24 protein-coding genes and 1 pseudogene are annotated in these 25,667 nt (G+C 71.6%); 9 read left to right on the forward strand and 16 right to left on the reverse strand.

The features are described from left to right. Positions 1 to 279 precede the first annotated feature (279 nt). Positions 280 to 1,668, reverse strand: coding sequence for a 4-hydroxyphenylacetate 3-hydroxylase N-terminal domain-containing protein (locus tag OM076_RS08735; RefSeq protein WP_270039148.1), 1,389 nt, complete (start codon positions 1,666 to 1,668; stop codon positions 280 to 282). 71 nt (positions 1,669 to 1,739) lie between these two features. After that, positions 1,740 to 2,234 (reverse strand): MarR family winged helix-turn-helix transcriptional regulator, encoded by a 495-nt coding sequence (locus tag OM076_RS08740; protein WP_270039150.1) that lies wholly within the window; start codon positions 2,232 to 2,234, stop codon positions 1,740 to 1,742. A 91-nt stretch (positions 2,235 to 2,325) separates the two neighbouring features. On the opposite strand from OM076_RS08740, the gene OM076_RS08745 reads away from it, so the two are divergent. Then, positions 2,326 to 3,093, forward strand: a complete 768-nt coding sequence (locus OM076_RS08745; RefSeq protein WP_270039152.1) for an SDR family oxidoreductase — start codon at positions 2,326 to 2,328, stop codon at positions 3,091 to 3,093. On the opposite strand, the gene OM076_RS08750 is transcribed toward OM076_RS08745, so the two are convergent. Together OM076_RS08750 and OM076_RS08755 are read right to left on the reverse strand one after the other, a co-directional pair. Beyond that, positions 3,071 to 3,736: a hypothetical protein gene (locus OM076_RS08750; RefSeq protein ID WP_270039154.1), complete on the reverse strand. Its 666-nt coding sequence runs from the start codon at positions 3,734 to 3,736 to the stop codon at positions 3,071 to 3,073. The two genes, OM076_RS08745 and OM076_RS08750, sit on opposite strands and share 23 nt — an antisense overlap. 70 nt (positions 3,737 to 3,806) lie before the next feature. After that, on the reverse strand, positions 3,807 to 4,199 hold the full coding sequence (locus OM076_RS08755; RefSeq protein WP_270039156.1) for a hypothetical protein: 393 nt from the start codon (positions 4,197 to 4,199) through the stop codon (positions 3,807 to 3,809). A gap of 416 nt (positions 4,200 to 4,615) precedes the next feature. Between OM076_RS08755 and OM076_RS08760 the strand changes: the two genes are divergently transcribed. Beyond that, positions 4,616 to 7,906, forward strand: coding sequence for a M14 family metallopeptidase (locus tag OM076_RS08760; protein ID WP_270039157.1), 3,291 nt, complete (start codon positions 4,616 to 4,618; stop codon positions 7,904 to 7,906). A 66-nt stretch (positions 7,907 to 7,972) separates the two neighbouring features. On the opposite strand, the gene OM076_RS08765 is transcribed toward OM076_RS08760, so the two are convergent. The 4 genes from OM076_RS08765 to OM076_RS08780 form a co-directional block, all read right to left on the reverse strand. After that, positions 7,973 to 8,353: a hypothetical protein gene (locus OM076_RS08765; protein ID WP_270039158.1), complete on the reverse strand. Its 381-nt coding sequence runs from the start codon at positions 8,351 to 8,353 to the stop codon at positions 7,973 to 7,975. A gap of 29 nt (positions 8,354 to 8,382) precedes the next feature. Then, positions 8,383 to 9,375 (reverse strand): LLM class flavin-dependent oxidoreductase, encoded by a 993-nt coding sequence (locus OM076_RS08770; RefSeq protein ID WP_270039160.1) that lies wholly within the window; start codon positions 9,373 to 9,375, stop codon positions 8,383 to 8,385. A 77-nt stretch (positions 9,376 to 9,452) separates the two neighbouring features. Then, positions 9,453 to 9,917 carry a DUF8821 family protein gene (locus OM076_RS08775; RefSeq protein ID WP_270039161.1) on the reverse strand — a complete coding sequence of 155 codons (465 nt, stop codon included), beginning with the start codon at positions 9,915 to 9,917 and terminating at the stop codon, positions 9,453 to 9,455. A 21-nt stretch (positions 9,918 to 9,938) separates the two neighbouring features. Then, the gene (locus tag OM076_RS08780; RefSeq protein ID WP_270039162.1) at positions 9,939 to 12,092 is read right to left on the reverse strand and encodes a glycoside hydrolase family 15 protein; all 2,154 of its coding nucleotides are present in this window, start codon (positions 12,090 to 12,092) and stop codon (positions 9,939 to 9,941) included. 114 nt (positions 12,093 to 12,206) lie between these two features. Here OM076_RS08780 and OM076_RS08785 point away from each other — a divergent pair, with 114 nt between their 5' ends. Then, positions 12,207 to 12,398: a hypothetical protein gene (locus tag OM076_RS08785; protein ID WP_270039163.1), complete on the forward strand. Its 192-nt coding sequence runs from the start codon at positions 12,207 to 12,209 to the stop codon at positions 12,396 to 12,398. Between the two features lie 6 nt (positions 12,399 to 12,404). Continuing rightward, the gene (locus OM076_RS08790) at positions 12,405 to 13,535 is read left to right on the forward strand and encodes a S1 family peptidase (RefSeq protein ID WP_270039165.1); all 1,131 of its coding nucleotides are present in this window, start codon (positions 12,405 to 12,407) and stop codon (positions 13,533 to 13,535) included. A 13-nt stretch (positions 13,536 to 13,548) separates the two neighbouring features. Here the strand turns inward: OM076_RS08790 and OM076_RS08795 are convergent, their stop codons facing one another. Further along, positions 13,549 to 14,244, reverse strand: a complete 696-nt coding sequence (locus tag OM076_RS08795) for an alpha/beta hydrolase (RefSeq protein ID WP_270039166.1) — start codon at positions 14,242 to 14,244, stop codon at positions 13,549 to 13,551. A gap of 67 nt (positions 14,245 to 14,311) precedes the next feature. Here OM076_RS08795 and OM076_RS08800 point away from each other — a divergent pair, with 67 nt between their 5' ends. Further along, positions 14,312 to 14,863 (forward strand): TetR/AcrR family transcriptional regulator, encoded by a 552-nt coding sequence (locus OM076_RS08800; protein WP_270039168.1) that lies wholly within the window; start codon positions 14,312 to 14,314, stop codon positions 14,861 to 14,863. Here the strand turns inward: OM076_RS08800 and OM076_RS46795 are convergent. Beyond that, positions 14,850 to 15,324: pseudogene (locus OM076_RS46795) on the reverse strand (GNAT family N-acetyltransferase). The gene OM076_RS08800 and the pseudogene OM076_RS46795 overlap by 14 nt on opposite strands. A gap of 48 nt (positions 15,325 to 15,372) precedes the next feature. Between OM076_RS46795 and OM076_RS08805 the strand changes: the two are divergent. Continuing rightward, positions 15,373 to 16,350 (forward strand): DUF2515 family protein, encoded by a 978-nt coding sequence (locus OM076_RS08805; RefSeq protein ID WP_270039169.1) that lies wholly within the window; start codon positions 15,373 to 15,375, stop codon positions 16,348 to 16,350. A 4-nt stretch (positions 16,351 to 16,354) separates the two neighbouring features. Continuing rightward, on the forward strand, positions 16,355 to 17,320 hold the full coding sequence (locus tag OM076_RS08810; RefSeq protein ID WP_270039170.1) for an alpha/beta hydrolase: 966 nt from the start codon (positions 16,355 to 16,357) through the stop codon (positions 17,318 to 17,320). Here OM076_RS08810 and OM076_RS08815 read toward each other — a convergent pair. Beyond that, the gene (locus tag OM076_RS08815; RefSeq protein WP_270039172.1) at positions 17,317 to 20,022 is read right to left on the reverse strand and encodes an ATP-binding protein; all 2,706 of its coding nucleotides are present in this window, start codon (positions 20,020 to 20,022) and stop codon (positions 17,317 to 17,319) included. The genes OM076_RS08810 and OM076_RS08815 overlap by 4 nt on opposite strands. Before the next feature lie 112 nt (positions 20,023 to 20,134). Between OM076_RS08815 and OM076_RS08820 the strand changes: the two genes are divergently transcribed. Together OM076_RS08820 and OM076_RS08825 are read left to right on the forward strand one after the other, a co-directional pair. Then, positions 20,135 to 20,386, forward strand: coding sequence for a hypothetical protein (locus OM076_RS08820; protein ID WP_270039174.1), 252 nt, complete (start codon positions 20,135 to 20,137; stop codon positions 20,384 to 20,386). Further along, positions 20,383 to 21,012, forward strand: coding sequence for a sigma-70 family RNA polymerase sigma factor (locus OM076_RS08825; RefSeq protein ID WP_270039176.1), 630 nt, complete (start codon positions 20,383 to 20,385; stop codon positions 21,010 to 21,012). The genes OM076_RS08820 and OM076_RS08825 overlap by 4 nt, the downstream gene beginning before the upstream one ends. A gap of 201 nt (positions 21,013 to 21,213) precedes the next feature. On the opposite strand, the gene OM076_RS08830 is transcribed toward OM076_RS08825, so the two are convergent. Genes OM076_RS08830 through OM076_RS08850 form a run of 5 tightly spaced genes read right to left on the reverse strand, consistent with a single transcriptional unit; the run spans position 21,214 to position 25,665 of the window. Then, the gene (locus OM076_RS08830; RefSeq protein ID WP_270039178.1) at positions 21,214 to 23,949 is read right to left on the reverse strand and encodes a helix-turn-helix transcriptional regulator; all 2,736 of its coding nucleotides are present in this window, start codon (positions 23,947 to 23,949) and stop codon (positions 21,214 to 21,216) included. Between the two features lie 30 nt (positions 23,950 to 23,979). After that, positions 23,980 to 24,882, reverse strand: coding sequence for a Rossmann-fold NAD(P)-binding domain-containing protein (locus tag OM076_RS08835; protein WP_270039180.1), 903 nt, complete (start codon positions 24,880 to 24,882; stop codon positions 23,980 to 23,982). Next, complete coding sequence (locus OM076_RS08840; protein WP_270039182.1) at positions 24,879 to 25,277, reverse strand: hypothetical protein; 399 nt, start codon at positions 25,275 to 25,277, stop codon at positions 24,879 to 24,881. Before OM076_RS08840 ends, OM076_RS08835 begins: the two co-directional genes overlap by 4 nt. Continuing rightward, a complete protein-coding gene (locus OM076_RS08845) occupies positions 25,277 to 25,420 on the reverse strand; it encodes a hypothetical protein (RefSeq protein WP_270039183.1) in 144 nt (47 codons plus the stop codon). The genes OM076_RS08840 and OM076_RS08845 overlap by 1 nt, the downstream gene beginning before the upstream one ends. 26 nt (positions 25,421 to 25,446) lie before the next feature. Further along, on the reverse strand, positions 25,447 to 25,665 hold the full coding sequence (locus tag OM076_RS08850; protein ID WP_270039185.1) for a hypothetical protein: 219 nt from the start codon (positions 25,663 to 25,665) through the stop codon (positions 25,447 to 25,449). Between the last annotated feature and the right edge of the window lie 2 nt (positions 25,666 to 25,667).

Raw genomic sequence — 25,667 nt, forward strand, 5'->3', positions numbered from 1 at the left:
CTCGCCCTCCGTTGCTGCCTGCCGCGGACCCGCTCGGTGCGCGGCTCTGTTGGGGTCGAAGCGCCGTGCTGGGATACCGACAGTTACGGGCGTGGTGCTGACACCCCCATCCGCGCCGAGCCTTCCGGTGATCGGTTCCGGCGAGCAACGAGGTCATGCGCGAGGGGGGGTAGTTCGTTTTGGTTCACCCCCTGTGAACCAAGTCGAAACACCCCCCCGACCACGGCGACCGAGGCCGCTCCCCCGTCCCCCACCCGGCGCGGTTGACTTTGAGTCCCTCTACGCCGTGACTTCGGCCTCCAGGCCGGCGGCGCGCCGGGCGAGCGCCTTCGCGTTCTCCATGTCGTAGTGCTTACGGGTGACGATCCGCTGCGCGTACAGGCCGCCGCCGGACTGCACGTTGGTGACGAGGTGCCAGCCGCCGAAGCCGTCGGCGGTCAGGTCTCGGATCGCGTGGAAGAGGCGGATGCGCTCCTCGGCGGTGACGGTCGCGGAGCCCTGCATGTACTTCAGGAGCAGCGGGCCGATCTCCTCGTTCTCGATGTCGGCGATCGTGGGCGCGGTGAGCACCGCGCCGCCGGCGATGTCATGCAGGTTGCGGACCATCTCGTTGTACTGGTGCGCGCCGTGGTACTTGGCGGCGTTGGTGTAGAGCTCGTCCGGGAACACGAAGCCGTCCTCGGTCGCCCTCGAGTGGGTGATCGCGGCCTCCAGGCCGGCGCGGATCAGCGTCGCGTAGATGACGAGCTCGGAGACCTTCTCCTTGATGTGCTCCTGGCGCTCGAGGCCGTTGGCCTCGGCGATCAGCTGGGCGAGGCCGACGAGCGTGTCGGCCTCGATCGCCATCAGCGCGACGCCGCCGGTGCGCTCCCACAGCCCGAGCGAGTGCGCGAACAGCGCCGAGAACTCGACCTGCCCGTCGAGGAAGATGCGCTCGTTGGGCACGAAGACGTCGTCGAGGATCACGAACGTGTCGGGCATCTGCTCGTGGCGGGTGAAGGGGAAGTGGCGGTCGTCCTCCTCGCGCGGCGCGTAGGTCGTGGAGACCATCTTCACGCCGGGCGAGTTGACCGGGATCGCGCACGCCAGGGCGTACTCCTCCTCGCCCGGCTTCATGTTCTTCGTCGGCATCACGAACAGCTCGTGGGCGAGGCAGGCGCCGGTGATGTGCAGCTTGGCGCCGCGCACGACGATGCCGTCGTCGCGCCGCTCGACGATCCGCGTGTAGGCGTCGGGGTCCGGCTGCTTGGACGGCGGCAGCTTGCGGTTGCCCTTGCCGTCGGTGATGCACTCGACGATCCGGATGTCGCGGCGCTTGGCGTCGTCCACGTACTCGTAGATGCGCCGGCCGAGCTCGGGATAGCTGCGATTGACCTGCGCGGCGGCGGTCAGCAGCGTCATGATCGACTGGTAGGTCGTGCTGGTGATGAAGTCGACCTGGCCCATCAGCGGCACGTGCTCGCGCAGCTCGTCGGCGCTGCGCGGCGGCTGCACCATCGGGTTCACAGCGTCCGGGTCAGGCGAATAGAAGTGGTCGTAGACCCGGGCGACCCAGTTCGCCGCCTCACGCAGCAGCGGCTCTCGCTCGATGTCGTCGACGGAGTGGCCCGAGATGTAGTTGACCCGTCCGTCGTTGAGCGACTCCAGGTATTGCGCGCCGGTCAGCATTCACGTCTCCTCGGTTTGCGAGTCCTGCAACCGAAGATACTTAGGAACCCAACATTCGGCAACCCAACTATTTAGAAGTCTCCACGATGCGCACGCACCTTGCGCAGCAGCTCGGTCAGCGTGCGCGCCTCGTCCTCACTCAGCGCGTCCAGGCCGAAGCGGCGCTTCACGAGCTCGGGCGTCGACGCCTCGATGCGCTCGCGCCCCGCGGGAGTGATCCTGGCCAGCGTCCCGCGCCGGTCCGTGGGATGCGGCACGCGCTCGACGAAGCCCAGCTTGACCAGCGAGTCGACCGTGGTCGTGACGCTCGCGGGATGCACCATCAGGCGCTCGCTGAGCTTGCCGAGCGGGAGCTCCCCGCGTGAGCTGAAGTACAGGAGGCTGAGCAGTTCGTGACGGGCGTAGCTGAGCTGCAGCGGGCGCAGCACCTCGGTCGACGCCGCGCGGATCAGCTCCTCGACCCGGATGATGCTTAGCGCCGCGCGCAGCCGCTCGCCGCCCTCCCAGCCGTGCGCGTGCCACTGGGCGACGGCCTCCTCCACCGGGTCTCGGCGTTCTTCGGACATCGAGCGCAGCCTACGGGTTGGAGATCTCGCCAAGCCCGGTGCGGGCGACGCGGCCGCCCGCCGCGCGGGACGCATTAGCGTCGCCGACACGATGCTCGCTCCCGATGCTCTCGCCGACCGCGTCTGCCTCGTCACCGGCGGTGGCTCCGGGCTCGGGCGCGCGTTCGCGACCGCGCTCGCGGCCGCTGGGGCGCGCGTTGCCGTGCTCGGGCGGCGAGAGGAGGCGCTGCTCGAGACGGTTGCGGGATTGCCGTCCGGCCGTGGCCTGGCCACGGTGGCCGACGTGCGCGACCCGGCCGCTGTCGCTGCGGCGTTCGATGCCGTCGAAGCGACGTTCGGGACGGTCACGACGCTGGTCAACAACGCGGCCGGCAACTTCGTCGCGCCCGCGGAGGAGATCTCGCCCAACGGTTGGCGAGCCGTCGTCGGCATCGTGCTCGACGGGACGTTTCACTGCTCGCGCGAGTTCGCGTTGCGGGCGAGCGGCGGCGGGCAGATCGTCAACATCGTCGCGACCTACGCGTTCTCCGGCGGCCCGGGCAACGCGCACTCGGCGGCGGCCAAGGCGGGTGTGGTCAACCTCACGCGCTCACTCGCGGTCGAGTGGGCGCCGCGCGGCATCCGCGTCAACGCGATCGCGCCCGGCCCGGTGGACACCGGCGGCGCGGGCGCAAAGCTGTGGTCGACGCCGGAGGTCCGCGACCGTGTGCTGGCCAGCGTGCCGGCCGGGCGCTTCGCGACAGGCGAGGAGATCGCCGACGTCTGCACCTTCCTGGTCTCCGACCACGCCGCCTACATCACCGGCGACGTGATCGTCGCCGACGGCGGCTTCGGCCTCAACCAGTTGCGGCTCGGCTGACCAGCGAGACGCCTGCCGCCGCGGTTATCGCGACGAGCAGGAGCGTGAGGCCGTAGGTGCTGACGCCGAGCCCGTAGACCCAGCCGGCCGCCGCGACGAACATCGCGCAGAACGCGACCGCGGCACCGACGAGCCCCGCGCTTTCCGGGACCTCGGCCCGCGGCCCGGGCCGGACCAACCGGTCGGCCACGGCGGCGGCCGGGACGCCGTAGACCAGGCCGACCGCGAGGCTGCCGTACCAGCCGGCATAGATGGCGGCGACGCCGGCAACGGCGAAGACGAAGGTCGTGAGGGCGGTCAGCCGGAGCCAGGCCGCGACGGCGGGCCAGCGGCGGAGGGTGAGGCCGGCCACGCCGAGACCGGCGAGCAGCGCGACGAGGAACGCGGGCCACGAGCCGGTGCTTCCACGTCGCTGCCACTCGCCCTCATGGACGAAGTACCCCGCGGCGTCTGTGCCCGACGACTCCTGGATGGAGCATTCGCGGCCGGGCGGCGCCCAGCGCGTCGTGGTCCTGCTGATCGATCCCTCGGTCTGCGGAGAGCAGAAGTCCTCGCTGACGAGGTGACCGGAGAGGCCGGCGGCGCCGAGGATGGCCAACGCCACGATGGCGATCAGCCCGACCACGCGCGCAACGATCAGCACGCCCTCAGTATAGAGCGACGCCGCCGGAATACGGTGCGCTGCGACCGGGTGGTCGCAGCGCGAACTTCAATCAGCCGTTGCCGTCCTCGACGGTGCCGCTGACGGTCGTGTTGACGGAGACCGAGTAGACGGTCGGGGGCGTGTAGCCGGCCGGCGCGGCGGCGACGGCGGCGTACCAGGCGTCGACGGCCTCGGCGTACGTGAGGTTGTAGAAGACGTAGCCGCCGATGCTGATGACCGACGTGACCGACGGAGCGGGGGTCGAGGCGGGCGTCGCGGCCGGGGTCGCCGCGGCGACGGCCGGGGCGGCCGTAACGGCAGCCTGAGTCGCGTGCTTGCCGCGATCCGATCGGCTGTGAGAAGCGGCGGAGGCGGTGCTCGCGGCGAACGGGACGACGGCCAGGCCGAGCGCGACGGCAACGACGCGGCGACCCTTGAGGATGGAGCGGAGAGGAGTGTTCATGCAAGATGTGTCGGCACGCCGTCAAGCCCACACGACCCCCAAAATGTTCGTGGTATCTACACGAACGCTTCGCCTGAAGGTGTGTCAGTGGTGCTACAAAACCGCTGGTCAACCGCTTAAGTCGGGCCGATCGGCAACTCGGCGGTCGCGCATTCGGCTCTGCGTAACGGATGCCCCGCAACGATCGTCGACCGCGATCGGGGTTGTAAGCACGCGTACGCGCCCGCAAGGGCGCCGAACGCGTCCGACGGCCTCCCCCAGGTGGAGGAGGCCACCCGTCCACTGGCCGAAGGTCGGGCGTGGAGGCATCTCCACACCCGGATCCAACACAGCCTGCCCGGATCCATTCACATTTCTCTCATCTAAGGGTTGGCGCGACTGCGGCAGCCGAGGGTGAGACGGTTAGGAGGATCTGGATGATCACGAGACGGTCACTGACGACCGTGGCAGCCGCCGCGCTGCTGCTCGGGGGTGCCGGCACCGCGTGGGCCGACGACTCGCACGACGTGCTGCCGGGATCGGATACGGCGCTCGTGCAGGTGTTCGTCAACAGCGAGGCCGACGTCGAGAAGCTGTCGGCCGAGTTCGACCTCGCGGAGTACAAGCAGGTCGAGGACGACGGCACGATCCAGCTCAACATCGATGCCGATCCCGGCGAGCGCGCACAGTTGCGCGCGATGGGCTTCCGCATCGGGCAGACGATCGAGGACGCGAAGACACGCGCAGCGGTCAACGCCGAGCGCGAGGAGGCCGCGGCCCTGGAGCGGCTCGCCGGCGACCTGGCCGAAAACGGCGTGCCGAAGGGCGGCATCAAGCTCGACGGCAAGTCGGTCGTTCCGACTCCTGGCGAGACCGTCATCCAGCGCGCCAACAAGTTCACGAACTACGCCGGCACGTTCATCTACGTCGAGGCGCACAACAAGGCGACCGTCCGCGTCGCGGGCTCCAACACCGCCTTCACTGGCCCGACGCTGGCGCTCTCGTTCGCCGGCGCCGACGGGGTCTACTCCACGCCGACCAACATGGGTCGCTTCATCGACACCGACCCGACGCCCGACGAGTACATGTACCACCGTCAGCTCGTGCGTCTGACGCCCGCGCAGGCCGCGATCCCGGCCTCTCAGATGACGGTCCGCGTGGCCGCCGGCACGGGCGCGACCGACACGTTCAAGGTCACGGAGTGGCTCGGCACGACGCTGCCGCCGAACGTCGCGGGCTACCAGAAGGGCTTCTTCAACCGCTATCAGGACCCGACCGAGAACCGCGCCCAGCTCGACGCGCTGGCCACGCAGTTCCCGAACCTGGTCACGCCGGTCAACCTCCCGAACCTGACCAACGGCTACCAGCGCAAGTCGCAGGCGATCATGAACGGCACGACCGCCATCGGGTCGACTCCGCCGGTCACGCTCGGCCCGCTGCTGATCGACACCACGGGCGAGATCACGGCCGCGCAGCCGGTCGCCTCGATCCCGTTCACCGGCGTCGCGGGGCAGAGCATCCGCGCGATCGTCAACGGGATCCCGGGCGGCTCGACCGACTTCATCCTGGCGATCAAGGACCCCGCGGGCACCGTCCTGCAGTCGATCGACACCGGGACGAGCCCGGAGACGGTCAACCAGGTCCTGCCCACCAGCGGCACATACACCTACGAGGTCTCAGGCTTCGAGGGCGACCTCGGCGACTTCACGTTCACGGTCCAGGAAGTGTTCTCCTCGGCGGTCGTGCTCACCGCGAAGGAGTGGGGCCACACCGGCGGCGACGAAGTCACCGCCGAGTTCAGGAACCCGGGCGCCGCCAGCTCGCCGCTGAGCGTCGCGGTGACCGGTAAGGACATCGTCGTCAATCTCGCGACCAACGACACGGGCGCGCTCACGAGCACGGCCGCGCAGGTCGTCGCCGCGATCAACGCCAAGCCCGAGGCGGCGGCGCTCGTGACCGCCATGACCTATCGCGGCAACACCGGCGGCGGCGTCGTGCCGGTCCGCGCCAAGGTGAACCTCGACGACTTCCTCAACGCTCCGGCGCACGTGCAGCGCGGCCCGTTCCAGCAGCGCGTGTACCGCATCGGCTCCGTCCGTGACGGCTCCAAGGTCGGCGTCTTCCTCTACTGCCAGCAGCACGCTCGCGAGTGGACGACGGGCCTGACCTGCGTCGAGACCGCCGAGCGGCTCGTGCGCAACTACGCGACCGACCCCGAGACCAAGAAGCTGCTGGACAACGTCGAGGTCTTCGTGCTACCGAACGTCAACCCCGACGGCGGCCACTACTCGATGTACGACTTCAACTCGCAGCGGCGCAACATGACCAACCACTGCCCCGTCGCGGGCAACTCCGACCCGGCCGCCCGCAACACCTGGGGCGTCGACCTCAACCGCAACAACGGCGAGTACTCGCTCTTCGACGGCTACTTCGGTGCTTCGTCGAGCTGCACCAGCGACACGTACTCCGGCCCGGCGGAGTACTCCGAGCCGGAGATCAAGAACGAGAAGTGGGTCGCGGACACGTTCCCGAACATCAAGTTCGCCAACAACATCCACTCCTACGGCGGCTACTTCATGTGGGCGCCAGGCTCGTACACCGGCAACGGCCGCGTCACCGCGCCGGCGCCGAACATCGGCATCGAGAAGTACTTCTTCGAGGCCGGCGAGAAGATCCTCGCCCGCATCAAGGAGCACCGCAACACGGTGATCCTGCCCGAGCGCACCGGCCCGATCGCCGACGTGCTCTACAGCGCGGCCGGCAACTCGGCGGACGACCAGTGGTACCGCAAGGGCATCATCTCCTACTCCTTCGAGACCGGCGCGGATCGCTTCACGTCGACGTCGACCGGCACGGCGCAGATCATCACCGGCTTCCAGCCCTGCTTCTCGGGCGTGGGCACCGGCGGCGGCACCGGCACCTGCAACGCAAACCTCATCAACGAGGGTCGTGACCAGGCGATGGAGTTCGCCAACGGCAACTACGGCATGATCGAGTCCGCGTACGACTACGCGATGGACACCACCGCGCCGAAGACGTCGATCGAGTTCTCCGCCGCCCAGACGTCCGGCGACCCGATCAACTACCGGTTCAACTGGGACGACGAGGCCGCGGTCATCTACTACACGACCGACGGCACGACGCCGAACCTGTCCTCGCGCAAGTACAACAACCAGCGGGCGCGCAGCATCGGCGAGGTGCTGACGCTCAGCCAGCCGGGCGCCTACACGGTCAAGTGGATGGCGATCGACATGAAGGGCAACCAGTCCGCGGTCCAGAGCCAGCGGCTCCTGGTCGCCGCGGACGACGAGTCCGGCACCGTCGGCGGCTCCGTGCCGGCGACGCTGGCGCTGACCCTCGGCACTCCGGCGACGTTCGGCGCGTTCACGCCGGGCGTGGCGCGCGACTACAACGTCTCGAGCACGGCCACCGTGATCTCGTCCGCCGGTGACGCGACGCTGAGCGTCGCCGACCCGTCCTCGACGAACACCGGCCACCTCGTCAACGGTGCGTTCTTCCTGCCGCAAAAGCTGCAGGCCGGCACCGGCGGGACGCTCGCCCCGGTCGGCGGCTCCGCCGCTCCGACCACGCTGAAGACCTGGTCCGCCCCGACCTCCAACGAGGCCGTGGCGATCAACTTCCGCCAGACCATCGCGGCGAGTGACGCGCTCCGTACGGGTGCGTACTCGAAGACGCTGACGTTCACGCTCTCTACGACCACCCCGTAGACCGAAGCCGCTCCCGGAGCACGTCCGCGTGCTCCGGGAGCAGTGGTCTCCGTGGGCGGCGGTGGCTCACTCCGGGCACACCGCCGCGCCGTTCTTGCACAGTCGATAGGAAACGCCCGGCCGCAGAAGCTCGCGGTGATCGATTCGATAGGCCCGATCGCCGGAGCCTTGCCCGAACACGACGACGTATGGCCGGCCCAGGTTCCAGCCGCCGTCGAAGCCGCCGAAGCTGTCGGTGAGCCCGCCTCGGTAGCCCGCTTGGAAAGCCTTCGCCGCAACGTCTTTCGTGTCACGTGGAAGCGAAGCGCCGGCCTGCAGCGCCCGGCCGACTGGAACGCCCGCGTCGTAGCCCGCCGTGTAGCCGTCGCTCCACGTCCCTCGATGCGCCGGCGCGGTGTGGCGGCCGAGCAGGAACGCCGCGGCGAACATCGCGCCCAGGGCCACCACGATCGCCGCCGCACGCGCGCGGCTCGGTGTCATCCGAGGGTGGCGGCGCGGTTCGAGGCCGCGACCACCTCGAGGAGCTCGGTCAGCTCAGCCTCCGGACGACCGGGAGGGAGCACGAGGGCAACGCTGTCCGCGCCCGCCGCGGCCCACGCGTCGATCTGGCCCGGCCCTTCGTCATAGGTCCCGAACAGCGTGACCTCGCGCGCGAGCTGCTCGGCCGTGGCGGGCCATTCCTGCCCCGTGGCCTGCAGTGCCTCGATGGTGCCGGAATCGGAGAAGCGCTCGAGCAGCCGCGGGTAGATCGGTCCCATGCGGGTGGTGTAGGTCGACAACCACCATGCCGCCAACCGGCGCGCACTCTCGGTGTCCGGGCCGAGCGCGACCGGCACGGCGGCGGTGATGTGCGTCCGGTGCGGGAGCTCAGCACGCGCCTCGCCCTCGTCCAGCAGCGCGCGGCCTTCCGCCAGTCGCGAGCGTGCCCACAGAAACGGCGCCCACTCGTCCGCGAGCTCCCCCGCCACCCGGATCGACTCGTCCGCCAGCGCCGCCAGCGCGATCGGCACCGGCACGTCAGGGACAACGCCCAGCCGCAGCGGCTTCGCGCCCGCCGCGGGTCGTGGCAAGCGCTCGCCGGCGAGCAACGCGCGGACGCCGGTCAGCGTCTCCCGCAGGTGTGCGACCGGGCGCTCCCAGCGCACGCCGTGCAGCCCTTCCGTCAACGGCTGGCTTCCGGCGCCCAGGCCGAGCGAGAAGCGCCCGGCGGAGGCCCGCTGCAACCCCGCGGCGGCGAGCGCGATGCTCGCCGGCGTCCGCCCCCACACCGAGAGCACGCCGGTGCCGAGCCCGATCCGCGACGTCTGCGCCGCCATCTCCGCGAGCACGATCGTCGCGTCGTGGCTCCACGCCTCAGCTACCTGGACGCGACCGAAGCCGAGCGCCTCGGCGTGCCGCGCGAGCCGCAGCATGGTGTCCACCCGCGTCTCGAAGGGCGTGAACGCGACACCGGTCGCCGAGAGTTCCATCGCGACGATGGTGCCGCCTCGGGCCCCGCGGGACAATCGGGGCGGAACCCCGAACTTTCTCCCCGACAGGTCGGGGGTCAGTACTCGTTCTTGATGATGAAATACGATCCCCGGATCGTCCCGGCCAGCTTCGACCGCTGGCGGGCGAACTTGAAGCTCGACGCGAGCTCGTCGGGAACGTCCATCCCGTCGGACAGCTTGAAACCGACCGCCCGCTTCTCGGGGCCGTCGACGGTGTACATCACGTTGATCGACAGCCCGCTCTCGTAGAACACATACGCGATCCGGATGTTCTCGACCTGAAAGGCCGTCGCCTCCAGAGGGCGAGAGGCGATGACGATGTCCCGTTCCTCCTTGAGGATCCGGTGCACCCACTCGATCGTCGCCTCGGCGTCGCTCGCCGGCTCCACCGTGAAGACGTGGTCGTACTTGTTCTTGAAGTAGCGGGCTTCATTCGCCCGCAGACCGGCCAGCGCATCCGCGAATGGAGACGACTCCAGACCGACGGTCGAGACGGTCTTGAAGTCCACGGTGTACGGCATTCGCATTCTCCAGTTGCGCGCCTAGCAGGGGCCGCCGTAGCGGCAGCTGACGAGGCTGGAGCGCTCCACGGGGCGCCCGGCGTCGATCGACCAGGCGAGCCGGACGAACTGGGCGTGCGTCCACCCGAGCGGGGTCGCGGAGCCCGTGCCCGTCCCCGGGGTGCGGCCGTCGGTGCCGGCCGGCGGGTTGTCGTCCCACACCTGCTCGGGGAGCATGAGCCCGTCGTTGGCGGTGTTGGCGATGGCGTCGAGGCGTGTGGTCGCGGCTGCTCGGGCGGCCGCGACGTTCCCGGTCAGCTGACCGGCGGCGAGCTCGTACTCGCCGCGCTCGCCGGCGAAGATCGGCCACAGGCGCCCGATGCCGTCGTTGGTCCCGAACGGCCGGCCGTCCGGAGTCTCGCCGTAGCCGTCGTGGTTGAAGCGCCGCCAGAACGTCCCGTTCGGAGTGTCGACGCCGAGCTCACGGTCGACCACCGGCAGGGTCGACAGCACGTCGGGATCGTCGGCGCGCAGGACGCCGAGGCGCACGAGCTCCAGGAAGCTCGGGTCCACGACCGTGCGCTGATCGACGGTCGGACCGCCGTCGGCGATCGTGTAGGCGGTGCCCGCGTTCGCGTCGCCGTCCACGCTGAGTCGCAGGAAGTAGGGCGAGGAAGACAGCGGTCCGTTGGTGGTCACGGTCCAGTGATCGAGGCGCGAGCGCCAGTCGTCGGCGATCGAGCGGTAGCGGGCCGCCTCCTCGCTCGCGCCGTTGGCCTGCGCGATCTGCGCGGCGCACACCAGCCCGGCGATCTCGGCGCCGATGCTCGCCGGCGAATAGCCGGTCGCGTTCTCCCAGCGCTCCTGGGTCGCCGGTCCCTTCGCGAGGATGCACTCCGCGGCGCGCTGGACGTGGCTCCAGGTACCGGCGTCGGTGCGTCCGAGCTGCGAGGCGAGCAGGATCGGGTCGGCGACCTCGTCGAGCTGTAGGCCGCCCCAGTGCGGAGAGCCGTCGAGGTTCGAGTTCTGCGGCAGGCAGCCGTCGGCCTGCTGCTGGCGCGTCCACAGGTAGTCGAGCGCCCGCCCTGCGGCTGCGCGGTCGCCGGCGGCGATCTGGGCGGTGGCGATCTCGTAGAGGTCGCGCGACCACACGAGGTGGTAGGGCCCGTTGTAGCCGGGGATCAGGCCCCAGACCCAGGCCATGGTCGGCGACGCGATGACGGCGCCGCGGTAGGTCTTGTCCTCCGAGGCGGCGAGGACCATGAGCGAGACGTCGTAGAGCGCCTTGTGGCCGGCGACGCTGCGCGGCCGCGAGCGACCGGCGAGGTAGTCGTGCCACCCGGACTGGTACGCCCTCTCGGCGGTGCCGTAGCCGTCGGCGAGCGAGGCGTAGGCGGCGGAACGCGCCGCGGATGCAGACGTTCCGAAGCTGAGGGCCAGCGTCGCGTCCTGGCTTCCGGCCTTGCCGGTCAGCTCCAGGCGGCCGGTCTGCACGACGTTGCCGTTGGGCGCCGAGGCGTAGTTGAAGTCCATCGCGTCGTCCGCCTGCAGGTCGCTCCAGCCATCGCTGGCGCCGAGATAGCCGTTGGAGGTCTTCGTGAAAGCCGGGGCGGCGACGAGTGCGCTGGCCGCCTTGGCGTCGGATGCCACCAACGCGGTGCCGGCGGTCGAACCGGAGTCGTCGTCGCCGTTGCCCGACAAGCTCGGGTCGTACAGCGCGTACAGCCGGAGCGGCTTCTTGGTGAGCGACTCGAAGTGCACCCGGATCAGCAGGACGGAGCGCCTCGGATCCGTCGTGTAGGTCTTGGTGATGCGATAGCGCCTGTCCGGGTCGGTGTTGACCTGGCGGTAGGAGAGGCTGCGCGGGTCGGTGAGGCTGAGCGAGTGCCGGGTGTCTTCGCGCTCGCGATCGACCCACGACTTCCCGTCGCTGACGACGAACTGCAGGTCGCGGACCGCGGGCGTACCGAGATCCGGGTAGTACACCTCGGTCAGCTCGCCACCGCCGAGGGTGTGCCAGACGGTGCTGGCCGGCGCAGTCGAGGTGCCGAAGCCGTCCTTGTCGCCGGAGGTCCACAGCGCGGGGGCGCCAGGGGCGCCGGGCGCGACGCCGCTCGCGGCTCCAGCGGGCGGCACGGCGACGAGCGCGCACGTGAAGGCGAGGCCCACCAGCCGGGCGATCCGTCGGTAGGTCATGAAGTCCTCCCAGACTCGAAACGCGACCCTGCTGCAGTGCTGCTACCCCCGAGCGCGGCAATCCGAACAACGGGCAACCGATGACTTGTGGGAGGAGCCGTCGTCTCAAGGCGCATGTCCAACGTCACCTTCAGCCTCTCGATGTCCCTCGACGGCTTCGTCGCGGGCCCCCACGACGAGATCGACCCGCTGCACGACTGGCTCTTCAGCGGTGAGCACCCGCGTCCGCTGAACGCGTGGCTAAAGCTCAGGGTCGGCGCCTCAAAGTTCAGGGCTGACAACCAGGGCGGTCGCCACTTACGCTGACCGGCCATGCGCGTGAAACTCATCCTGGCGGTGCTCCTGACAGCGGTCGCGGCGGCCCCGGCGCACGCGGTGTCGGGCGGGGATACGTTGCCGATCGCGCAGGCTCCGTATGTCGCCTGGCTCGGTGGGCAGTGCACCGGCACGCTGATCTCGCCGACGCGCATCCTCACCGCGGCGCATTGCCTGGACGGAGCGGACGTGGCGGACGCGCGGGTGCTGGTCGGCGTCGACGGCAACACGCTGACGCGTGGCGTGAGCAAGCTCTCCGTGTCCGTCCGCGGGTACACCGAGCACCCGAAGTTCAAGCTGTCGTTCCCGTTCGCGCACAAGCGGCCGCAGGACGCGATCGCGGTCAATGACGTCGGGCTGATCCTGCTCAAGACGCCGGTCCGGACGATCGCGCCGGTGCGCCTGGCGGGAGCGGACGACGGCGCGCTCGAGGCGGGCGGAGCCGCCGCGGCGATCCTCGGCTACGGCATCATCGCGCCGGAGACCGAGATGGGCACGCCGCGCGCCCCGCTGCAGCAGGGCACGCTCGGCGTGCTCGGAGCGAGCGACTGCGAGCAGGCGTACCCGCGGGCGATCCAGGCCACGATGATCTGCACCTCGGACCCCGCGCACCAGGCGCCGCCGTTCGTCATGGCCTGCCCCGGCGACAGCGGCGGACCGGTGATCGCTCAGACCCCGGCCGGACCGGTGCAGCTCGGCATCACCAGCTGGGGAGCGGAGGTGATGGAGGTCGGCTGCGGCCTGCGCTCGCTGCCGAACGTCGCCATGCGCGTCTCGTCATACGCCTCGTTCATCAACCAGACCGACCCGGTCATCCAGCCGTACACGACCGGCGGCTTTCGCCACACGCGCATCGTCGGCAAGGCCCGGATCGGGAACACGGTGACCTGCACGCCCCCGAAACTCGGCGGCGCGCCGCTCAAGCTCTCCTACGAGTGGTCGGTCGGGACCAACACCGGCACCTTCAAGCCGCTCCGCCACGCCCACGGGTCGAAGCTGAAGATCACCAAGGCGATCTACAACAGCGCGCGCCCCACCCAGTACCGGAGCCTCTTCTGCACCGCGACGGCGCGCAACGCGGGCGGGAGCCTCGACACAGGACTGACCTCCACACGGATGAGGAAGTAGCTCCCCGTTGCCGTCACAGCGCGAGGATCAGGTCGCGGACGGCGGCGGGCTGGGAGAGGAACGGGTGGTGGCCGGCGTCGAGTTCCACGACGCTGCCCGCCCGGCCGGCGAACTCGCGCTGCCGCGCGACGGGAGTGCCGTGATCGTCGGCGCAGACGAGGTACGTCGAGGGCACGTGCTGCCAGGCCGCTGACCGCACCGGCTGCCCGACGACCGCCAGGCTCTGGCGGGCCGTCTTGTCGATGGCCTGTCGCTGGATCTCCGGATCGCAGTCCTGCAGGAACGTGGGTGCCAGCGTCTCCGGCCGGACCGTGAACGTGCCGCCCTCGGGATCGATGTCGAGGAATGGTGCGGGCTCCTCACCGCCGAATGAGGAGAGGCTCTGCCCGACCTCGGGCAGGTAGCTCGACACCAGCAGCAGATGGCGCACGGCGTCGATGCCCGCCGCTGCCTCCGCGGCAACGATGCCGCCGTAGCTGTGGGCGACCACGACGGCCGGCTCGTCGCTCGCGGTCAACACGTGCCGGACGGAGACGACGTCTTCGGCCAGCCCGGGTCCTTGCGCACCGGCCGGCTCACCCGTCTCGCCACAGCTGGGCAGGACGGGCGCCTCGCTGGCCACGCCCCGCTGGGCCAGCAGCTCGCCGGTTCGGTGCCACCACCACGATCCGTCCTTCACGCACGCCCCGTGCACGAACACAATCCGCATCACGACCTCCTCGATCGACTGTCGGGCAACGATAGACGTACCGATCGTTACGTGAAAACATGCGGCGATGGGCAGGCAGCGCCAGCCGCAGATCAAGCAGCGGCTCCTCGACGCGTGCACCGACTACGCGCTCGAGCACGGGCTGCCTGATCGGCTCGGGCCGCTGGCCGCCGCCGCAGGCACCTCGAGCCGGATGCTGATCTACCACTTCGAGACCCGCGACGGACTGCTCCGCGAGGTCCTCGGACAGGCCCGCCGCCGCCAGGTCGAGGCCTTCACCGACCTCATACGCCTGCGACCCGACGAGCCCTACCCGGCCACGCTGGACCGCGCCTGGTCCGCGATCTCCGGGCCCCAGGGCCAGCCGTACCTCCGCATGTTCGGCCGGCTGCACGACACGGCGGGAGAACCACTCTGGCCCGGGTTCCGGCGAACCGCGACGACCGACTGGCTCGCGCCGCTCGAGGAAGGCATGCGCAGTCTCGGCCGCCCCGAGCTGGCGACCGTCGTGCTCGCCGTCATCCGCGGCCTGCTCACGGACCTCGCCGCCACCGGCGACACCGCACGCACCGACCAGGCCTTCCAGGACTTCCTCGCCACCATCGTCACTCGAGGGTGAGGACGACCTCGTCGATCTCCTCGCCCCGTGCGTTCGCAAAACCCCCGCTCGGTACCGGTCAACACGAATCCGCACTTCTCCAGCACCCGGATCGAGCGATGGTTGTCCGCCGCCGCGCGGCCACGCAACGGACGGTCCGTCACGACGCTGAGCAGCTCCCGCAGCGCGGCGGTCGCCGCTCCACGGCCCCAGTACTCCCGCCCGATCCAGTAGGTGACCTCACGTTCCTCGGGCGGGCCGTAGACGGCGGCGCTCCCGAGGACCGCATCACCGTCGCCGACGACGGTACGCGTGATGTTCGACGGGTCTTGGAGGATGCGCGCCCAGTGCGCCTCGAAGTAGGCCCGGTCCGTTGGGTCCTTGGCGGTGAACGCCGCCATCCACATCCCCTCGGGATCGTTCGAGTGGGAGAAGAAGACGGGCAGATCGCTGTCTCGCACTTCTCGTAGCGACACGTGCATAGGCACCAGCTTGACCGAACGAACCGGCCACGGGAAGATGGGGCGAAGGTGAGGACACGAGAGGAGCTCATCCCTCCACCGCACGAGCTCGTCCACCGCAATGGGGTGCCGGAGACGATCGCCGAGTGGAAGGCGCTGGGCGAGGGACTCCTGACCGAGCAGCCCTGCGCGTTTCACCGCAACATCGAGATCTCGTCGCGCTACGCCTGGCTGTACACGTTCCTGCCCGAGTACTTCAAGTGGGCCGGCATGGCCGCGTTCGCGTCCCACCACGTCCGGCTCGCCCTCTTTCCGTTCCGGCTGGACACCGATCGCACCGGCTACGTGGACATCCCCCACAGCCTGCGTCGTCAGAAGGCGCTGCTGCTCGCGGACGTCAACACGATCCGCGAGACGAACAACGCCATCTTCGACGACATCTTCTGGGCGCACCTCGCGTACGGCACCGCCGAGGATGGGATCGAGTGCCTTCGCGCGCTCCTGGGAGCGGAGCCCCACTACGCCGCCGTCCTCTCCGGCTTTGAGTCGATCGACCAAGGACGCCGGGTGTTGGAGGACACGGCAGCCTCACCGGAGGCGCGACGAACGGCCACCGCCCTGATTTGGAAGGGCAACGTCCAACTGCTCCAGCACGAGCAGCACGCCTTGGTGCAACCCAACCTCGATCGGCTCTCGTGCGCGTTCGCCAGGCTCTTCTCGATCGGCTCGGCCCTGACCTTCGAGGTGCGCGGAATGCGCGAGGAGGCTTCGTACTTCACCTCGTTCTACCTCTACGCGCTCACGCGAGGGATCCCACCGGCGCTGCGTGCGCAAGCGTGGCCGCGGATCACCCGCTACGACGACCGCTGGCGCTGGATCGTGACGAGCATCGTGCCCCGCTTCCGGAGATTCGACGCCGACACCCGCCTGGCCGACGCCAGCCTGAGCCGCATCTTCGACGAAGCGCGCGACTACGCGTCCAACCCCTGCGTCCTGCGCACCGGCCGAGCCGAGCTGTCACGAAACGGGGCGCGGTCCGGTCATTGAGGGCATGACCGCTCCCACCCTCACCTCGCCGGTCGTGCTCGAGCACGCGGCGCAGGCGTTCGCCGACGCGGCCGCACAGCCGCCGCTCCTTTACGAGCTGACGCCCGCGCAGGCGCGCACGGTGCTCGACGACGTCCAGGCCGCGCCGATCGACAAGCTGCCCGTCGACGAGACCTGGTTCACGGTTCCCGCAGATGTGGGCGACGTGCGCGTGCGCCTGCTGCGGCCGCTCGATGCCGTCGCTCCGCTCCCGGTGATCCTCTACATGCATGGCGGCGGCTGGGTGCTCGGCGACGCCGGAACGCACGACCGGCTCGTCCGCGAGCTCGTCGCCGGCACCGGTGCGGCGCTCGCGTTCGTCGAGTACGACCGCTCCCCCGAGGCGCGCTATCCGGTCGCGATCGAGCAGGGCTACGCCGTGGCCCAGCACATCATGCGCGACGGTGCCGCCCACGGCATCGACGCCAACCGGATGGCCGTCGTCGGCGACTCCGTCGGCGGCTGCATGGCCGCCGCGCTGACGTTGATGGCGGAGGGCCGCGGGGACGTGCGCTTCATCTACCAGGCGCTGTTCTACCCCGTCACCGACGCGGGGATGGACACGCCCTCCTACCGGCAGTTCGCCGAGGGCTACCACCTGACCGCGAAGGCGATGGCGTGGTTCTGGGACGCCTACGCGCCCGACCTCGAGACCCGCAACCAGGCGTACGCGTCACCGCTGCGCGCGGTCGACCAGCAGCTCGCCGGGCTGCCGCCCGCGCTGGTGATCGTCGACGAGGCCGACGTCCTGCGCGACGAGGGCGAGGCCTACGCCGCGCGCCTGCGCTCGGTGGGGGTCGCGGTCACCACCGTCCGCTACGACGGCGCGATCCACGACTTCATGATGCTCAACCCGCTCAGCGAGACGCGCGCGACGCGGGCCGCGATCGCCCAGGCCATCGCCGTGCTGCGCGCCGCGCTACACCCCTAACAGGCGAGTGCTTGGCGGAGATCCCGGCGCGTCGCGACGTCAAGCTTGCGGAACACCTTGCGCAGGTGGTACTCGACCGTCCGCGGGCTGATGAACAGCTGGGCACCGATCTCCGGGTTCGTGTGCCCGTCGCGGGCCAGCCGCGCGACCTGCGCCTCCTGGGGCGTCAGGACGTCGCGGGTGTCCGCGTCGCGCCGGCGCGCGGTCTCGCCGGTGGCCTGCAGCTCGCGGCGCGCGCGCTCGGCGAACGCCTCGGCCCCGATATCGCTGAACGCGCCGTGCGCGGCCCGCAGGAGCTCGCGCGCGTCGACGCGCCGGTTCTCGCGTCGCAGCCACTCTCCGTACAGGAGCCGGCTGCGCGCGAGCTGCAGCGCCATGCGCGTGCCGGCGAGCCGTTCGACGGACTCGCGATACGCGGCCTCGTCGTCGTGGACGAGCGCGCGCGAGCCGGCCTCGATCCCGAGCGCCCAATCGGTCCCGCTCGCCCGCGTGCGCTCGCTCAGGCGGGCGAGCGCGGCGGCGGCCTCGTCCGGGCGGCCCTCGCGGACGGCGGCCTCGATCAGCTCCGCCAGCGCCCACGCATACGTCCCGACGTCGTCGTGCTCGCACGCCCGCTGCGCCGCCTCCAGCGCCTCGCGGTGATGGCCGCCGCCGTTGTGCAGCAGCGCCGTCGCCCAGTCGAGCACGCCCAGGCCCATGCCTTCCCCGCGCGCCGTCCCCTCGCGCCGCGCGGGCTCGAACAGCTCGATCGCCCGCGCGTGATCGCCACGCCACGCGGCGAGCATCAGCGACGCGTACTTGACGGGCGCGCTCTCGCTCACCTGCCCGATCGCGTCGGTCTCCTCGATCAGGGCCTCCGCCGCGGCGAACCGCCCCGCGTGCACGTCCAGCGCGGCGCGGTAAGTGAGCGCGACGGGCAGCAGGCTCAGTGCGCCGGTGTCGCGCGCGACGCGCTCGCCGCCGGTGGCCAGCGCGCCCCAGAGCTCGTCGTCCCACAGGTCCTGGGCGAGCCGGCAGCCGACCGACAGCCAGCGGGTCTCATCCCGCTCCGCGCACGCCCGCAGCGCCGCCGACAGCGACGTCACCGCGGCGGCGTAGCCCCGGGTGAACCGCGTCACCAGGGCATCGAGCAGCAGATCGGCCGCGCGCGGCGGCTCCTCGCCCCGCGGCGCCCAGCCGGCGGCATCGGCCACCTCGCCCACGCTGGGCCCGGCTGCGAGACGGCCGGCGAACATCGCCGCCGTGAGCGCGTCGAGGTACGTGTCGCGGGCGAGCGTCGCATCGAGGCCGGTCAGGCGGCGGGCGGCGTCGAGCAGCAGCGGCGGAGCGTCGCGCCCGCGGCGGACCCGGAACACGACCTGCGCGTTCAGCCGCGCGAGGCGGGCGCCCTGGAGCGCGTCCAGCGGGGCGAGCTCGGCCGCCCTCAGAAGCTCGGCGGCGGTCGCCGGATCGCCGACGTCGAGCTTCGCCTGCGCCGCCAGCAGCGCGCGCTCGCCGCGGCGCGCCGGATCGGGGGTCAGATCGGTCGCGTGCTGCAGGAACGCGGCGGCCGCCGCCAGTCCTCCGCGCCGTTGCGCCCGGTCGGCCGAGCGCAGCATCTCGGCCGCCACGTCCTCGTCGGGCCCAGCCGTCGCGTGCGCGCGATGCCATGCGCGACGGTCGGGATCGATGGTCGGATCGGTCGCCTCCGCGAGCGCCTGGTGCGCGTCGCGCCGGTCGCTCGGGCTCGCTCCCCGGTAGACCGCCGAGCGGATCAGCGGATGGACGAACTCCACGCGCGTGCCCAGCTCGAACAGCCCCGCCGCCTCGGCCGGCCGGCCGGCTTCGGTCGCGATCCCGAGCCGCGAGGCGGCGCGCCACAGCAGGTTCGCGTCGCCGACGGGCTCCGCCGCCGCGGTCAGCAGCAGCCGCTGCGTGTCGCGGGGGAGCGCGTGGACGCGCTCGAGGAAGCTCTGCTCGATGCGGCTGGCCAGCGGGCGCGCGTCCGGCAGCCCGAAGCCGCCCGCGAGCTGCGCGGAGGTCAGTCGCCGCGGCAGTTCCTGCAACGCGAGCGGGTTCCCGCGCGTCTCGGTGATGATCCGCTCGCGCACCTGCTCGTCCAGGCGCCCTGGCGCGACCGCGGCCAGCAGCGAGCGGGCGTCGACGTCGGTCAGCCCTTCGACGGTCAGCTCCGGCAGGCCCGCGAGCGCGTCGGTGTCCGTCGGCTCGCGGACGGCGAAGACCATCGCGATCGGCTCGGCCAGCAGACGGCGGGCGACGAAGGCCAGCACCTGCGCTGAGGCGCGATCGAGCCACTGGGCATCGTCGATCAGGCACACGAGCGGACGCGTCTCGGCCGTCTCGGCCAGCAGGCTCAGGACCGCCACCGCGACCAGGAAGCGATTGGGCGGCCCGCCCTCGTGCACGCCGAACGCCGTCTGCAGCGCCTCCCGCTGCGGCACCGGCAGCCGGTCGAGCCCGTCGAGCAGGGGCGCGCACAGGTGATGCAGGCCGGCGAAAGCCAGCTCCATCTCGGACTGCACGCCCGCGGCCCGCGCCAGGCGACACTCCGACGCCTGCTCGGCGACGTACTCGAGCAGCGCGGTCTTGCCGATCCCCGCCTCGCCGCGGAGCACCAACACCGCACTGGTGCTCGTCCGGACGCCCTGCAGCAGCCGGTCGAGCCGCTCGCGTTCGTCGCCGCGGCCACGCAGCGTGATCATCCCGGTCACCTTATCCGCGCGTGTCCCTAGTGCCCCACGCGTAGGTGACTGGGCATCGGACTCGGGAGTCGCCCGGATGAGACCGGGGCGGCATCAGAGCAAGCTCGACGGCATGAACTCCATCACGTCCACATGCCCCGCACTGGCCTTCCTGCTCGGCCCGTGGCTGTTGCTCGGGCTGGTGCTGAGCGGCCCGTTCCTGGTGCTGCTGACGGTGGTCGTCGCGACGCTCGCGGTGGCCGCCATCCCCGTGTTGCTGCTCGCGCCGCCGTACCTGCTGCTGCGCCGGTACCAGCGACGGGCAGCGCGCGCCCCCGTCGAAGAGCCGCGTGTCGCGTTCGAGCTCCAGCGGGTCGTCGCATGACCGCGGTGTCCGAAGCCGACGCGGTGTCGTTCGTCGACGCGCGTCCTCGCCTGCTGCGCATCGCCCGGCGGGTACTCATCAACCCCGCCGACGCCGACGACGTGGTGCAGGACGCGTGGGTGCGCTGGCACGAGACCGATCGCGGCCAGGTGCGCGACCCCGCCGCGTTCCTCACGACGGCCACGACCCGGCTCGCGCTCAACGTCCGGCAGTCGGCTCGCGTGCGCCGCGAGTCGCCGGTCGGCACGTGGACCGTGGACCCGGTCGACCTGGACGCCAACCCGTCAGGGGCGGCGGAGCAGGTCGACGGCGTCGGGCGGGCGCTGGGAATGCTGCTCGAACGGCTGTCTGCGACCGAGCGCGCCGTCTACGTCCTGCGCGAGGCCTTCGACTATCCCCACCGGCGGATCGCCGAGGTGCTCGAGCTCAGCGAGGCCAACGTCCGCCAGATCGTCACCCGCGCGCGCCGTCGCCTGTCGGAGCCGCCGCGCTGGGCGCTCGACGCGACCGCGCACCAGGACCTGCTCGACGCGTTCCTCGCGGCGGCGCAGACCGGTGAGCTCACCGCGCTCGAGCAGGTGCTCGCCGACGCCATCGAACCGGCCCGCCTCAGCCTGGCGGCCTAATGTCCCGAGTGCCCCCCCGGCGAGGGGGTGTGTAACCAGAGCTGCCTGGCAGGCAGCTCTCGTTCCGCACCCCCCACCCGCGCGCCAACTCGACCAGTGCGAACCTGATCGAAACCCGCGAACGGACCATCAAACGCGCACGGTCAACCACAGCGACCGGGCACTCCCCCTCCCCACCCGGCGCAGTTGACTTTCAAGCACCTAGAGGGCCCCGGAGAGCTCCCTGCGCGAGTTGATGTCGAGCTTGCCGAAGACCTTGCGCAGGTGGTACTCGACGGTCCGCGGGCTGATGAAGAGCTGGGCGCCGATCTCCGGATTCGTGTGCCCATCGGCGGCGAGGCGCGCGATCTGGGTTTCCTGGGGAGTCAGCAGATCGCGCGTCTGGGCCGTCCGCCGGCGCACCGTCTCGCCCGTCGCCAGCAGCTCGCGGCGGGCGCGCTCGGCGAACGCCTCCGAGCCGAACGCGGCCAGCGCCGCGTAGGCCGAGCGCAGCTGCTCGCGCGCGTCCACCCGCCGGTCCGCTCGGCGCAGCCACTCGCCGTAGACCAGGCGCGCGCGGGCGAGCTCGACGCGGATCCGGGTGCGCGCGAGCCGCTCGATCGCCTCGCGGTAGAGCGCCTCGGCGGCCGCGCCCTCGCTCACCAACGCGTGAGAGCGCGCCAGGACGCCGAGCGCCCAGTCCGTCCCCGCGGCGCGGGTGCGCTCCTCCAGACCGGGCAGCGCCGCGGCGGCGACCTCCGGCCGGCCGGAGCGCACACCCGCCTCGACGAGCTCGGCCAGCGACCAGCCGGTGTAGCCCTGGACGTCGTCCTGGCTGCCGCGCCGGGCACCCTCGATCGCCGCTTCATAGCGGCCCAGGCCGTTGTTCAGCACCGCGGTCGCATAGCCCGCCAGCGCCAGCACCCTGCCCTCGCCGCGCGCCATCGCGCTCGCGACACCCGCGTCGATGAGCTCCTGCGCGACGCCCTCGACCCCGTGCCATGCGGCCAGGAACACCGTGGAGTACACGAGGCCCGCGTTGCCGGTCGCGCCGATGATCGCGTCGGCCTCCGCGATCAGTGACGAGGCCACGCCGAACTCGCCGCCGAACACGCGCACGCCCGCCAGATACGGCAGGACGACCGGCAGCGTGGTCAGCGCACCGGTGTCCCGGGCGAGCCGCACGCCGCGCGCGGCGAGCGCTTCGAACGCGTCGTCATCCCACAGCTCGAACACCGCCATCGACCCGACGACCGGACACAGCAGGAGCCAGCGCATCGTCTCCTCGTGACCGTCGAGCGGCTGGTCGCGGAAGGCCTGGACCGCGGCCCGCAACGGCGGCGCGCCCGCGGCGGGTCCCTCCGTGAACCGCCGCGCCATGCCGTCGAGGATGAGATCGATGGGGCGCGGCGACCCCGCCGCGGCGGGCGCCGCGCGGGCGGCCTCGGCGGCCGTGCGCACGCCCGAGTCGGAATAGAGGCGACCCGCGTACATCGCGGCTCCCACGGCCTCGAGGTACGTCTGACGCGCCAGCGCCCCGTCGAGCGCTTCGAGCTCTTTCGCCGCCTCGAGCAGGAGCGGCGGAGCGTCGCGCCCGCGCCTGAGCGCGAACACGATCTCCGCGCGCAGGCGTGCGAGCCGGGCCCGCTGCAGGTCGTCCAGCGGGCACAGCTCCGCGATCGTCAGCAGCTCGAGCGCGGCATCCGGAGCGGCCGATTCGAACTTCGCCTGCGCGGCGGCGAGCGCGCGGTGCGCACGCCGAGCGGGGTCCGGGGTCAGCGCCGTCGCCTTCTCGAGGAACGCGGCGGCCGCGGCGACGCCGCCGCGGGCCCGGGCGCGTCCGGCCGACCGCTCGAGCTCATCGGCCACGGTCTCGTCGGGACCCTCGGCCGCGTTGGCGCGATGCCACGCGCGACGGTCGGGATCGAGCTGGGCGTTGGTCGCCTCCGCCAGCGCCCGGTGGACCTCGCGGCGCTCGGGGGCGGTCGCCGCCCGGTAGGCCGCCGAGCGCACCAGCGGGTGCCGGAACCGGACCCCGGTGCCGATCGCGATCAGGCCGGCGGTCTGCGCCGGAGCCTCCGCGTCGGGATGGATGCCGAGCAACTCGGCCGCCCGCCGCAGGAGCATGACGTCGCCGACCGGGTCGGCCGCGGCCAGCAGCAGCAGGCGCCGGGTCTCCGCCGGGAGCGGCTTCAGCCTCCGGGCGAACCCCTGCTCCATGCGGCTCGCCAGGGTCATCGTGCCGGGCAGCCCGAACCCGCCGGCGACGCTTGCGAGGGTCAGGCCGCGCGGCAGCTCGAGCAGGGCGAGCGGGTTGCCGGCGGCCTCGGCGAGGATCCGATCGCGCACCGCCTCGTCCAGCGGCCCCGGGATCGTCGCGTCCAGCAGCAGGCGGGCGTCGGCGGCACCGAGACCTTCCACCATGAGCTCCGGGAGCCCGCCCAGCGCGTGCTCCTCACCGGTCTCGCGCGACGCGAACACGAGGCCGACCCGCTCGGCCAGCAGGCGGCGCCCGACGAACGCCAGCGTCTGCGCCGACACGCGGTCCAGCCACTGTGCGTCGTCGACGACGCACACCAGCGGCTGTTCCTCGGCCACCTCGGCCAGCAGCGTCAGCACCGCGAGGCCGACCAGGAACCGGTCCGGCGGCGGGCCGGCGCTGAGGCCGAAGGCCGTGCTGAGCGCAGCCGCCTGCGGGACCGGCAGCTGCCGCAGGTGGCCGAGGAGCGACGCGCACAACCCGTGCAGGCCGGCGAACGGAAGCTCCATCTCGGACTCGACCCCGGCGGCGCGCACGATCCGGCACCCCGCGGCGCTCCCCGAGAGATGCTCCAGCAGCGCCGTCTTGCCGACGCCGGCTTCGCCGCGCAGGACCAGCACCCGGCTTTCACCGTCCCGCACTCCGGCCACGAGCCGTTCCAGCGCCTCGCACTCGCTCTGACGGCCCAGCAGTCCCATGCCCGGGTCGCATTATCGCGACCCGGCGGCTCAGACCTCCAGATCGCCGGTGACGAGCGCGCGCAGGACGGCCTGCTCGATCGGCAGCAGATTCGCCGCCTGCTCGGACGTCAGCGCGCGGGGGCCGTCGAGCACGTCCCGGTGGACCTCGCGCCCGCGAGCGGTCGGGATCGCGTGCAGGAACACCGCGCGCGGGGAGGCGCCCGCCAGCAGCTCGGGCGTCACGCGGTACGCGTCGGGCAGCTCGGTCCGCCAGGCCGCGCCGTAGACGGCGAGGACGTCGCGCACCGCCTCGCGCGGCGACTCGTACACGCGCACGTGCTCGCCCGCGCGGGTCAAGAGCGCCGGATCGGGCAGGGCCGTCGGCGGCGCCGCGATCCGCACCTCGAGGCCCGTGAGCATCGCCGCCTCGATCAGCGACTGCGCCACCGCCTCACAGTCGCCGATGTAGGCGAGCGGCAGGCCGCGCAGGTCGCCGAAGCGATCGCGCAGCGTGAGGCAGTCGGCCAGCGCCCGGCACGGATACTCGCGATCGGTGAGCACGTTGATGACCGGCACGGACGCGTGCTCGGCGAGCTCGAGCAGGTCGCGATGGTGGGTGGTGCGAACCGCGATCGCGTCGCAGTAGGACGAGAGCACCCGCGCCGTGTCGGCGACGGTGTCCCCCTGATCGAGCCGCAGCTCTGCCGGGCTGAGCATCACGGGCAGCGCGCCGAGCCGGTGGATCGCGACCTCCAGCGACACCCGGCTGCGCGTGGAGGGCTGCTCGAACAGGCACGCGACCGCGCGCCCTTCGAGGGCGCTGCGCCAGGCCAGCGGGTGGCGCTTCATGACCGCCGCCATGTCGAGCAGGGCCTCGAAGTCGAACGCGGTGAGGTCGTCGATGCCGAGCAGCTGCCGCGGGCGGGTGGAGAGGGCGTCGAGGACGCTCATCGTGCCACGGTCCGGTCGTGCTTGACGTAGAGCTTCGCCTGCAGGCGGGTGGCGCCGCGGCGCAGGCGCGAGGCCGCCAGGGCCGAGTCCCGCCGGCCCAGCTGCGCGAGGCGATGCACCCGCGCGTGCGCCTCTCCCGCGCGGTGGCGATGCAGGTGCCGGACCACGAAGACCGGGAGCGCGATCACCGCGACCGCCGTCCCGACGACCACCGCGAGGGCGATGGCCGGGACGATGACCACGACGGCGAGGATCAGCAGCGGCGGGCAGACGAGCAGCGCCGCGAGCGCGATCACGGCGATCTCGACCACGCGGATCGTCTCCGCGATCGCGAGACCGGCCCACGACAGCTCCTCCTCCGAACGCTCGGCGAAGGTGTGGGTGTCGGTCGACATCAGGCGAGCACCAGCGCGTGGCGCAGCCAACGCGGCTGCCGGCGACCCGGCATCCGGGCCGCGGCGGTCAGCGAATCGCTCCGGTCGCGCTCGCACGGCGGCGCGTGCCCGGTGCTGAGCAGGTAGATCAGTCGTGGGCTCATCGGAGCCTCCTTGTGCGACGAAGGGGTCAGTACTCGGCGATCTGGTGTGCCGCGCTCTCGAGCGCGCGCCCGAGGCTCGTGGTCTCGATCAGCCACGGCTCGCCGTCGCGCCGGGGATCGATCCGCAGGTGCAGTTGCCCGTCATGGAGGACGGTGATGGCCATCAACTCGCCGCCGCACCAGAACTCGGTGTTGAAGTCCGCGGCCTCTTCCGGGCCGGTGACGATCACCCGCACAGGTGGCATGG

The sequence above is a fragment of the Solirubrobacter ginsenosidimutans genome (assembly GCF_027587205.1).

Coding starts and splice junctions, on each gene's coding strand:
- OM076_RS08735 (WP_270039148.1), bottom strand. CDS start 1,668: ATGCTGACCGGCGCGCAATACCTGGAGTCGCTCAACGACGGACGGGTC.
- OM076_RS08740 (WP_270039150.1), bottom strand. CDS start 2,234: ATGTCCGAAGAACGCCGAGACCCGGTGGAGGAGGCCGTCGCCCAGTGG.
- OM076_RS08745 (WP_270039152.1), top strand. CDS start 2,326: ATGCTCGCTCCCGATGCTCTCGCCGACCGCGTCTGCCTCGTCACCGGC.
- OM076_RS08755 (WP_270039156.1), bottom strand. CDS start 4,199: ATGAACACTCCTCTCCGCTCCATCCTCAAGGGTCGCCGCGTCGTTGCC.
- OM076_RS08760 (WP_270039157.1), top strand. CDS start 4,616: ATGATCACGAGACGGTCACTGACGACCGTGGCAGCCGCCGCGCTGCTG.
- OM076_RS08770 (WP_270039160.1), bottom strand. CDS start 9,375: ATGGAACTCTCGGCGACCGGTGTCGCGTTCACGCCCTTCGAGACGCGG.
- OM076_RS08775 (WP_270039161.1), bottom strand. CDS start 9,917: ATGCCGTACACCGTGGACTTCAAGACCGTCTCGACCGTCGGTCTGGAG.
- OM076_RS08780 (WP_270039162.1), bottom strand. CDS start 12,092: ATGACCTACCGACGGATCGCCCGGCTGGTGGGCCTCGCCTTCACGTGC.
- OM076_RS08785 (WP_270039163.1), top strand. CDS start 12,207: ATGTCCAACGTCACCTTCAGCCTCTCGATGTCCCTCGACGGCTTCGTC.
- OM076_RS08790 (WP_270039165.1), top strand. CDS start 12,405: ATGCGCGTGAAACTCATCCTGGCGGTGCTCCTGACAGCGGTCGCGGCG.
- OM076_RS08795 (WP_270039166.1), bottom strand. CDS start 14,244: ATGCGGATTGTGTTCGTGCACGGGGCGTGCGTGAAGGACGGATCGTGG.
- OM076_RS08800 (WP_270039168.1), top strand. CDS start 14,312: ATGGGCAGGCAGCGCCAGCCGCAGATCAAGCAGCGGCTCCTCGACGCG.
- OM076_RS08810 (WP_270039170.1), top strand. CDS start 16,355: ATGACCGCTCCCACCCTCACCTCGCCGGTCGTGCTCGAGCACGCGGCG.
- OM076_RS08815 (WP_270039172.1), bottom strand. CDS start 20,022: ATGATCACGCTGCGTGGCCGCGGCGACGAACGCGAGCGGCTCGACCGG.
- OM076_RS08820 (WP_270039174.1), top strand. CDS start 20,135: ATGAACTCCATCACGTCCACATGCCCCGCACTGGCCTTCCTGCTCGGC.
- OM076_RS08825 (WP_270039176.1), top strand. CDS start 20,383: ATGACCGCGGTGTCCGAAGCCGACGCGGTGTCGTTCGTCGACGCGCGT.
- OM076_RS08830 (WP_270039178.1), bottom strand. CDS start 23,949: ATGGGACTGCTGGGCCGTCAGAGCGAGTGCGAGGCGCTGGAACGGCTC.
- OM076_RS08835 (WP_270039180.1), bottom strand. CDS start 24,882: ATGAGCGTCCTCGACGCCCTCTCCACCCGCCCGCGGCAGCTGCTCGGC.
- OM076_RS08840 (WP_270039182.1), bottom strand. CDS start 25,277: ATGTCGACCGACACCCACACCTTCGCCGAGCGTTCGGAGGAGGAGCTG.
- OM076_RS08845 (WP_270039183.1), bottom strand. CDS start 25,420: ATGAGCCCACGACTGATCTACCTGCTCAGCACCGGGCACGCGCCGCCG.
- OM076_RS08850 (WP_270039185.1), bottom strand. CDS start 25,665: ATGCCACCTGTGCGGGTGATCGTCACCGGCCCGGAAGAGGCCGCGGAC.